The sequence below is a fragment of the Streptomyces laculatispora genome (assembly GCF_017353455.1).
GTDB lineage: Bacteria > Actinomycetota > Actinomycetes > Streptomycetales > Streptomycetaceae > Streptomyces > Streptomyces laculatispora.
Window position 1 is genome coordinate 1 of the sequence record NZ_JAFMPZ010000609.1, and the last position, 8,146, is coordinate 8,146.

Below are 8,146 nucleotides of genomic sequence, written 5' to 3' on the forward strand. Positions count from 1 at the left end.
CTCGGGCTTGGCGCGCTCGGCGTCGACCTTGCGGTTCAGTTCCGCCAGGTCCTCGGTGGTGAGTGCGCCGGTGAGCTTGCCGAGCGCGCCAAGCCCGAGGACGCGGCCAAGGAATACCTTCAGTCGAAAGGTCTGATCAAGAAGTAGCGAAGGTCTGCGGAGGAGCTTCGGAAGGGGCCCCGTAAGGCGTACGGGAAGTCCGTGCGCGGGAGCGGAAGTGAGTGTTTCGGGGGCCGTCAGGTAACCGGCGGGGAACAGATTGCCGGGCGGCCCCCCAAGCAGCCCGTACGCACGGTAAATTTCAGGCCATGCCACGTGGACGCCATCGCCATTCGCCACCTCTGCACAGAATCCTTCCGCCTTCGGCCGTGGCCGGAGCCTCGGTCCTCTGTGCCGCGGGAGCCTGGCTGCTCGCCGAACCCCTGGCCCTGCGCGCGCTCGTCGCCGCCGCGGCGGCCGCCGCCCTCACCGGCGCGTATCTGATGCGCAGCTGGGACCGGGAGGCCGGCCGTCGCGTCGCGGAGCTGACCCGCGCCCGCGCCGGCGACGAGTGGCGGGCCGAGGAACGCATAGCGGAGATCGAGGCCGATCTGGACGAGGCGCGCGAACTGCGCGCCCGTCTGGAGACGAAACTGCGCCGCAAGCGCGTCGAGCTCGCCGGGCTCCGTGGCGAGCACGCCGCGCTGCTGCGCCGGTACGCCAACGCCGAGACCGAGCGCGCCAGTGTGCTGGAGAGCCGTCGCCAGCTCGCCCTGGAGGCGGCCGCGCCGCCCCGCGAACTGCCCGCTGCGCGCAGCACCCCGACCCCGGCCGGATATCTGCGCGCCGCCCAGGCGCTGGAGGACCTCACGCGCAACGGGGCGCTTCAGGAGGCGCGGCGCACCGCCGAGCAGGCCAGGGAGCGCGACCTCGCGGAGCGGGCCCGGGAGGCGGAGGAGCGGCAGGGGAAGCACGCGGCGGCCGCGCACGCCGGTGCCACGGGCGACGGGCAGCACCGCCGCCCGGCGGCCGCCCTGCCCGCGCCGCCCCGGCAGTCCCAGTCCCAGGCCCAGTCACTGCCCGCCCGGCGCGCCGTGCCGGCCGCCAGCGCGGTCGTCCCGTACGCGGCGGCCCGCCGCCACCTGGTGCCGCAGGGGAGCTTCGACTTCTTCGGTACGCAGAAGGCGCACGCCGCGATCGAGTCCGTGCAGAACGAGGACCTCGCCGACGTGGTGGGCGAGGAGGCACTCGCCGCACACCGCACGGGCGCGGCCGAGAACCGGGCCGTCGGCAAGGTCATCGACCTGACCGCGCACGACGAGACCGAACAGCTGGACGTCGCGGAGCTGCGCAGCGCGATCTCGTAGCGGCGGGGAGCCTTGCTCTCCCGCCGCCGCGGGCCGGGCTACTTGTCGATGTCGCCGACGACGAAGAACAGCGAGCCCAGGATCGCGACCATGTCGGCGACCAGGGTGCCGGGCAGCAGCTCGGTGAGCGCCTGGATGTTGTTGAACGAGGCCGAGCGGAGCTTCAGCCGGTACGGAGTCTTCTCGCCCTTGGACACCAGGTAGTAGCCGTTGACGCCGAGCGGGTTCTCGGTCCAGGCGTAGGTGTGGCCCTCGGGGGCCTTGAGTACCTTGGGCAGCCGCTGGTTGATCGGACCGGGCGCCAGGTCCGCCATCCGGTCCAGGCAGGCGTCCGCCAGGTCCAGGGCGTTGTGCGTCTGGTCCAGCAGGCACTCGAACCGGGCCAGGCAGTCGCCCTCGGTGCGGGTGACGACCTTCAGGGTGTCCTGGAGCTCCCCGTACGCGAGGTACGGCTCGTCGCGCCGCAGATCGAAGTCGACGCCCGAGGCGCGGGCGATCGGCCCGGACACCCCGTACGCGTGCACGGCGCGGGCCGACAGCACGCCCACCCCGCGGGTACGGCCCCGGAAGATCTCGTTGCCGAGCACCAGCTTGTCGTAGACGTCCATCCGGGACCGGACCGAGGCGACGGCGTCCCGGGCGCGGCCGAGCCAGCCCGCCGGGAGGTCCTCCTTGAGGCCGCCGACCCGGTTGAACATGTAGTGCATCCGGCCGCCGGAGACCTCCTCCATCACGGCCTGGAGCTCCTCGCGCTCCCGGAACGCGTAGAACACCGGGGTGATCCCGCCGAGTTCCAGCGGGTAGGAGCCGAGGAACATCAGGTGGTTGAGGACCCGGTTCAGCTCGGCCAGCAGGGTGCGGGTCCAGACCGCGCGCTCCGGGACCTCCATGCCGAGCATCCGCTCGACGGCCATCACGACGCCCAGCTCGTTGGAGAACGCCGACAGCCAGTCGTGGCGGTTGGCGAGCATCACGATCTGCCGGTAGTCGCGGGCCTCGAAGAGCTTCTCCGCGCCGCGGTGCATATAGCCGATGACCGGTTCGGCGTGCTGGACGCGTTCGCCGTCCAGGACGATCCTCAGCCGGAGCACGCCGTGCGTGGAGGGGTGCTGCGGGCCGATGTTGAGCACCATGTCGGTGCTCTCCGCCGCGCCGCCGATGCCGACTGTGGTCTCCGTCATGCGGGACAGTATTCCCTGCGGCCGGGCCGGGGACTAAGCCGCTGCGGCCGCGGGCTCCGTCACACCCGTTGCGTCAGCCAGCCGAAGCCGCCCAGGCCGCCCGGCTCGGTCAGCTCCGCCGCCTCACCGGCCCCGGCCAGGGCCCGCAGGTAGCCGGCCGGGTCGCTCGTCGCCAGGGACAGCGGCGGGCGCCCGCCGCTGATGCCCAGCCCGTGCAGCGCCTCGCGCTGGGTGCGGATCTCCGCGGCCGGGCCGCCCGCCGCCGCGCACGCGTCCAGCGCCACGTGCGAGGTGAGGTCGCAGCTGCCGTCCGGCACCGGGCGCACCTCGCGCCCCGCCCGGAAGCCGGTCAGCGTGCCGAAGGGCGGCCGGGCCTCCCGCAGGTGCATGTAGTCCACCGCCACCGCGAGCCCGCCGGACAGCGTGGACACCGCACGTGCCCACGCCTCGTCGCGCGGGCGGCCGATCTCCGCCCGGCTGCCCGGTCCCGCCGACGGCCACCAGCGGCTCAGCCACCGGGCGTCGGCCCCGCTCACCGGCTCGCCCAGCCGCTCCGTACCGTCCGACGGCCGGACCAGGACGTAGCGGTCGACGCCGTCCGGATCGGTCTCGGCGACCGGCGTCGGCACGTTGTCCAGCCACTCGTTGGCGAACAGCAGGCCGCGCACGCCCTGCGGGGGCTGCGCGCACCACTCCACCCGTGGGTCCAGGCCGCGGGGTCGCGTGGCGAGCTCCACGGCGTACGCCCGTACCGAGAGACCGTCGCCGCCCTGTGCCGGCAGCGCGGCGAGCACTCCCGTCAACAGCTCTCCGCGCCCTGCCCCCAGATCCACCAGGTCCACCGAACCGGTTCCGAGCTCGCCGGCCGTCCTGACCAGCAGCCGGGCGACGGCCGCGGCGAACAGCCCGGAAGCGTGCACGGAGGTACGGAAATGACCCGCGGGCCCCTCGGGGCTCCGGTAGAACCCCCCGTCCCCGTACAAAGCGGTCTCGGCCGCCTCCTGCCACCCGCGCCAGTCATCCGTCACATATCCAAGTCTCCACCTTGGGGAGTACGGTCTCCGGACCCGGATCGGCCCTTTGGCTGACCCGCTCACCTGTCGGCTGTCCCTACGCTGGGCTACGTGCAGCGCCTCTACGATTTCATCCGCAGACACCCGACGGGCGTCGACAGCTTCTGGGCTGTCTTCCTCCTCGGGATCTCCGGCGTGACCATTGTGGCGGGCGGTGCCGGGCGCGGCGCCGGTGAGCGCTTCGCCGTGGTGCCGGTCATCATCGGTCTCAGCGTCGTCGTCGCACTGCGCCGCCGGGCACCCGAGAAGATGCTGCTGCTCGCGATCGCGATGGGCGTCGTCCAGCTGGTGTTCGGGGTCAGACCGACCACCGCGAACTTCGCCATGCTGGTGATCACCTTCACGGTGGCCACCGTCGGCGAGCGCTGGGCGTCCCGGCTCGCCCTGACGTGCAGCCTGTGCGCGGCCGGGCTCGCCCAGCTCCGCTGGCCGGACGAGCAGCCGGGCGGCTGGGCGCAGAAGGGGTTCATCGTCATCGTGATGACGGTGCCGTTCGTGCTGGCCTGGGTGCTCGGTGACTCGATGCGGACCCGGCGGGCCTACTTCGACCAGCTGGAGGAGCGCGCCGCCCGGCTGGAGCGGGAGCGCGAGGCGCAGTCGAAGGTCGCGGTGGCCGCCGAGCGGGCCCGTATCGCCCGGGAACTCCACGATGTCGTCGCGCACAACGTCTCGGTGATGGTCGTGCAGGCCGACGGCGCCGCCTATGTCATGGACGCGGCACCCGACCAGGCCCGGCAGGCGCTGGAGACCATCTCCAGCACCGGCAGGCAGGCGCTCGCGGAGATGCGGCGGCTGCTCGGTGTGCTGAGGACGGGAGACGTGCGCGAGAGCGGGGAGTACGTCCCGCAGCCCGACGTCGAGCAGATCGAGGACTTGGTCGACCAGGTCAGACAGTCCGGTCTGGCCGTCGACTTCAAGATCGAGGGCACGCCGCGTCCGCTGCCCAGCGGCGTCGAGCTGACCGCGTACCGCATCGTGCAGGAGGCGCTGACCAACACGCGCAAGCACGGCGGCCCGAACGCCGGGGCCAGTGTGCGGCTGGTGTACTTCGACGACGGCCTCGGCCTGCTGGTGGAGGACGACGGCCGGGGCGCCGCGCACGAACTGTACGAGGACGGCGGCGCCGACGGCGCGGGCCACGGGATGATCGGCATGCGCGAGCGGGTCGGCATGGTCGGCGGCACGCTGGACGCCGGGCCGCGCCCCGGCGGCGGATTCCGGATCAGCGCGCTGTTGCCGCTCAAACCGGCCGACTAGGGCCTTGCCCGCCGAGGCCGACCGCAGAACGAATCAGGAGACAGGGACCCCATGGCGATCCGCGTGATGCTCGTCGACGACCAGATGCTGCTGCGTACCGGCTTCCGGATGGTGCTGGCCGCGCAGCCGGACATGGAGGTCGTCGCGGAGGCGGGCGACGGCGTGGAGGCGATCGAGAACCTCCGGTCCACCGCGGTCGACGTCGTGCTGATGGATGTGCGGATGCCGAGGCTGGACGGCGTCGAGGCCACCCGCCGCATCTGCGCGGAGCCCGATGCGCCCAAGGTGCTCATCCTGACGACGTTCGACCTCGACGAGTACGCGTTCTCCGGGCTGAAGGCCGGGGCCAGCGGCTTCATGCTCAAGGACGTGCCGCCGGGCGAACTGCTCGCCGCGATCCGCTCCGTGAACAGCGGTGACGCGGTCGTCGCGCCGTCCACCACCCGCCGGCTGCTCGACCGCTTCTCGCCGATGCTGCCGAGCGGAAGGGCCGAACCGCGCCACAAGGACATCGCCAAGCTCACCGAACGGGAGCGTGAGGTGATGCTGCTGGTGGCGCAGGGCCTGTCGAACGGCGAGATCGCCGCGCGGCTGGTGCTCTCCGAGGCGACCGTGAAGACGCATGTCGGCCGCATCCTGACCAAGCTCGGCCTGCGGGACCGGGTGCAGGTCGTCGTCCTCGCCTACGAGACCGGGCTGGTGCGCGCGGGCGGCGGCGCGGGCTGAGCGCGGGCGCGCGCCTCAGAGGCTTCGGGTGACCGCCGACAGCCTCTCAGCGCAGGATGCCCTCCAGGAAGTCGCTGCCGAGCCGCGCCACGACGGTCAGGTCCAGCTGGTGCAGTACGTACCTGCCGCGCCGCCGGGTCGTGATCAGACCGGCCTTCTTGAGCACCGTGAGATGGCGGGAGACCTCGGGGGACGTGATGCCGTGCGTATCGGCGAGTTCCCCGGTCGTGTACGGGGAGCGCGCGATGTTGCGGCACAGCCGCATCCGCATCGGGTGGGCCAGCGCCTCCATCCTCAGCTGCAGCAGCTCGACGGAGGCGGGGGAGGGCAGCTCGGGCCGGTGCACGGGGTAGTGGATCACCGGGCGCCAGCCCGGCGCGTGCAGCACCGTCAGATGCGGCCAGCCGAAGCTGGTCGGGATGAAGGTGATCCCGGGACCCACGGCCGGGTCGGTGGCGTCGGTCGAGCCCTCGGTCAGCTTGTCGATGCGGATCCGGTCCCCGGCCGCGTCGAGCGAGAGCGCGGTGGACACCGCGCCCATCGCCTCGCCGAGCCCCCTGTGCCGCAGCAGATCCGTCTTGTGCCGGGCGTCGGCCACCAGCTGGACCCGCGCGCGGCGCCAGGTGTCCGCGAAGAATGCCTGGTCGCAGTCCTCGAAGAGGCGCCGGATCCAGCGGCGTACGGAGGCGGGGTCGGTCAGCAGCCGCTGGGTGAACTCCACCTGGTGCGGGCCGCGCGCCGCCGCCATGTCCAGGGCGCGGGCCCGCATCCCGGCGTTGACGAGGGGCGAGGGCGCGCCGGTCCCGTACTGGGTGGCGCAGGTGAATTCCAGGGCCGCGGCGACGAAGCGCTCGTCGTCCAGCCGGTCGAGGACGTCCAGGTCCTCCGCGAGGCAGGCGCCCGTCCGGCCGTTGCCGCCGCGGACCCCCGCGAACGGCATGAAGATGTCCGAGAACGTGTTCCGCCACAGGAACTCCGCCTCGTGCAGCCGGTCGGCGAGATCCGGCTCCAGCGCCGTGGTGGTGGCCGTCGCCCAGCCGTGCAGGCCCGGGTGGTGCCCCGGCTCGGAGAGCGCGTGCAGGGCGAGCCCCAGCTCGGCGAGGGGGGAGGTCTCGAAGACGACGCGCCCGGGGTCCAGCCCCGTGATGTCGATGGTCACGCTCACCCCTCCATGGTGCGGGGTGAGCGGGGCGGGCCGGACCCCGATTGACGGCCGGCGTCAATCGGCGGCCCGCCGGGCGCGCCTCACTCCTGCTGAGCCGGCCGCTCCTGTTCGGCCACCCGCTTCAGGAACTCGCCCAACGCCGCCTTCACGTCCGCCGCCGTCCACTCCAGCCCCGGCTCGGCCACCGTGACCTCCGTGAAGGAGACCCCGGGGGGCCCGGAGGCGGCCGGGTACCACGCACGGAAGAGCGTCACTCCCGTCTCCTCCGCCAGCCGCAGCGACGCCTCCGACAGGACGTCGGACGCGTACGGCAGCCACACCTGGAACTCGTGCGTGTGCGGCGGGTCGGGATGCACCCGGAACCACCCGGCACCGGCCTCCGCGAACCCCTCGGCCAGCGCCGCGGCCACCAGCCGCGCCTGGGCCACGTACGACGGCAGCTTCGGCAGCTCCCGCTCCAGGCCGCTCAGGGCGGAGAGCGCCGCCGGGAACTGCTGGAAGAGCTGGCCGCCGTACCGGTGCCGCCAGGTCCGGGCCTCCTCGATCAGCGAGGCGGAACCGGCGAGCGCGGCCCCGGAGATCCCGCCGAGGGTCTTGTAGAACGACACGTACACACTGTCCGCGAGCGCCGTGATCTCCGGCAGCTCCCGCCCGAATCGGGACGTGCACTCCCACAGCCGCGCCCCGTCGAAGTGGACCACCGCATCGCGTTCGCGCGCGGCCGCCACCACCGCCTCCAGCTCCTCCCAGGTGGGCAGGACGTAGCCCGCGTCCCGCAGCGGCAGCTCCAGCATCAGGGTGCCGAACGGCTCGTCGAAGTCGCGGATCTCGTCCGCCGTGGGCAGCCGCGGCTCGGACGTCGGGTGGACGGTGCGCAGTCCGCTCACCGCCCCGAGCGCGCCGCGCTCGTGCATCTCGGGATGGGCGAGCTGATGCAGTGCCACCGTCGCGTTGCCGGTGCGCCCCGCCCAGCACCGCAGCGCGACCTGCTGCGCCATCGTTCCGGTCGGGAAGAACGCGACCGCCTCCATGCCCAGCACCTCGGCGACCCGCTGCTCCAGCTCGGCGATCACGCCGCCGCCGTAGATGTCCACGGGCTGTCCGAGATCGGTGACCGTGTCGGCGTCGGCGGCCAGCTCGGCCAGTTGCTCGCCGAGCGAGCGGTCCATCCCAGCCCGCCAAAGGGTGCGCTCGGCCCGCCGCCACGCGGCGATCCGGCGGAGTCGCTGGGAGGGGGCCGCGTCCTCGGGGCCGTCCGGCTGCGATGTCCCGTCCGCCGCCTCGCTGCGCGCCTGCTCGTTCATGTCTGCCATGGGACGATCATCACGCAGAACCCGGCTCCCGCCCACGGGTTATCCGAACCCCCGTCCGACCGGCCCGTCCGGTCCCCGCGGGCGT

At 73.0% G+C, this 8,146-nt stretch carries 7 protein-coding genes; 3 read left to right on the top strand and 4 right to left on the bottom strand.

What is annotated here, in order from left to right; translation table 11 throughout:
- The first annotated feature begins 308 nt into the window (after nucleotides 1-308).
- Complete coding sequence (locus J1C73_RS31915; protein ID WP_207319417.1) at nucleotides 309-1,346, top strand: coiled-coil domain-containing protein; 1,038 nt, start codon at nucleotides 309-311, stop codon at nucleotides 1,344-1,346.
- 38 nt (nucleotides 1,347-1,384) lie between these two features.
- On the opposite strand, the gene J1C73_RS31920 is transcribed toward J1C73_RS31915, so the two are convergent.
- Nucleotides 1,385-2,527, bottom strand: coding sequence for an NADH-quinone oxidoreductase subunit D (locus tag J1C73_RS31920; RefSeq protein ID WP_207319418.1), 1,143 nt, complete (start codon nucleotides 2,525-2,527; stop codon nucleotides 1,385-1,387).
- A 59-nt stretch (nucleotides 2,528-2,586) separates the two neighbouring features.
- The gene (locus tag J1C73_RS31925; protein WP_207319419.1) at nucleotides 2,587-3,555 is read right to left on the bottom strand and encodes an SAM-dependent methyltransferase; all 969 of its coding nucleotides are present in this window, start codon (nucleotides 3,553-3,555) and stop codon (nucleotides 2,587-2,589) included.
- 96 nt (nucleotides 3,556-3,651) lie between these two features.
- Here J1C73_RS31925 and J1C73_RS31930 point away from each other — a divergent pair, with 96 nt between their 5' ends.
- Both J1C73_RS31930 and J1C73_RS31935 read left to right on the top strand, forming a co-directional pair.
- On the top strand, nucleotides 3,652-4,857 hold the full coding sequence (locus tag J1C73_RS31930) for a sensor histidine kinase (protein ID WP_207319420.1): 1,206 nt from the start codon (nucleotides 3,652-3,654) through the stop codon (nucleotides 4,855-4,857).
- A gap of 51 nt (nucleotides 4,858-4,908) precedes the next feature.
- Nucleotides 4,909-5,583: a response regulator gene (locus tag J1C73_RS31935; protein ID WP_207319421.1), complete on the top strand. Its 675-nt coding sequence runs from the start codon at nucleotides 4,909-4,911 to the stop codon at nucleotides 5,581-5,583.
- Nucleotides 5,584-5,629: 46 nt separating this feature from the next.
- Here the strand turns inward: J1C73_RS31935 and J1C73_RS31940 are convergent, their stop codons facing one another.
- Together J1C73_RS31940 and J1C73_RS31945 are read right to left on the bottom strand one after the other, a co-directional pair.
- Nucleotides 5,630-6,742, bottom strand: coding sequence for a DUF5937 family protein (locus J1C73_RS31940; protein WP_207319422.1), 1,113 nt, complete (start codon nucleotides 6,740-6,742; stop codon nucleotides 5,630-5,632).
- Nucleotides 6,743-6,828: 86 nt separating this feature from the next.
- Nucleotides 6,829-8,061: a threonine aldolase family protein gene (locus J1C73_RS31945; RefSeq protein ID WP_207319423.1), complete on the bottom strand. Its 1,233-nt coding sequence runs from the start codon at nucleotides 8,059-8,061 to the stop codon at nucleotides 6,829-6,831.
- Nucleotides 8,062-8,146: the final 85 nt, after the last annotated feature.

Bases quoted from the DNA above. Each gene is read 5' to 3' on its own strand.
- J1C73_RS31915 (WP_207319417.1), top strand. From the start codon at position 309: ATGCCACGTGGACGCCATCGCCATTCGCCACCTCTGCACAGAATCCTT.
- J1C73_RS31935 (WP_207319421.1), top strand. From the start codon at position 4,909: ATGGCGATCCGCGTGATGCTCGTCGACGACCAGATGCTGCTGCGTACC.
- J1C73_RS31945 (WP_207319423.1), bottom strand. From the start codon at position 8,061: ATGGCAGACATGAACGAGCAGGCGCGCAGCGAGGCGGCGGACGGGACA.
- J1C73_RS31920 (WP_207319418.1), bottom strand. From the start codon at position 2,527: ATGACGGAGACCACAGTCGGCATCGGCGGCGCGGCGGAGAGCACCGAC.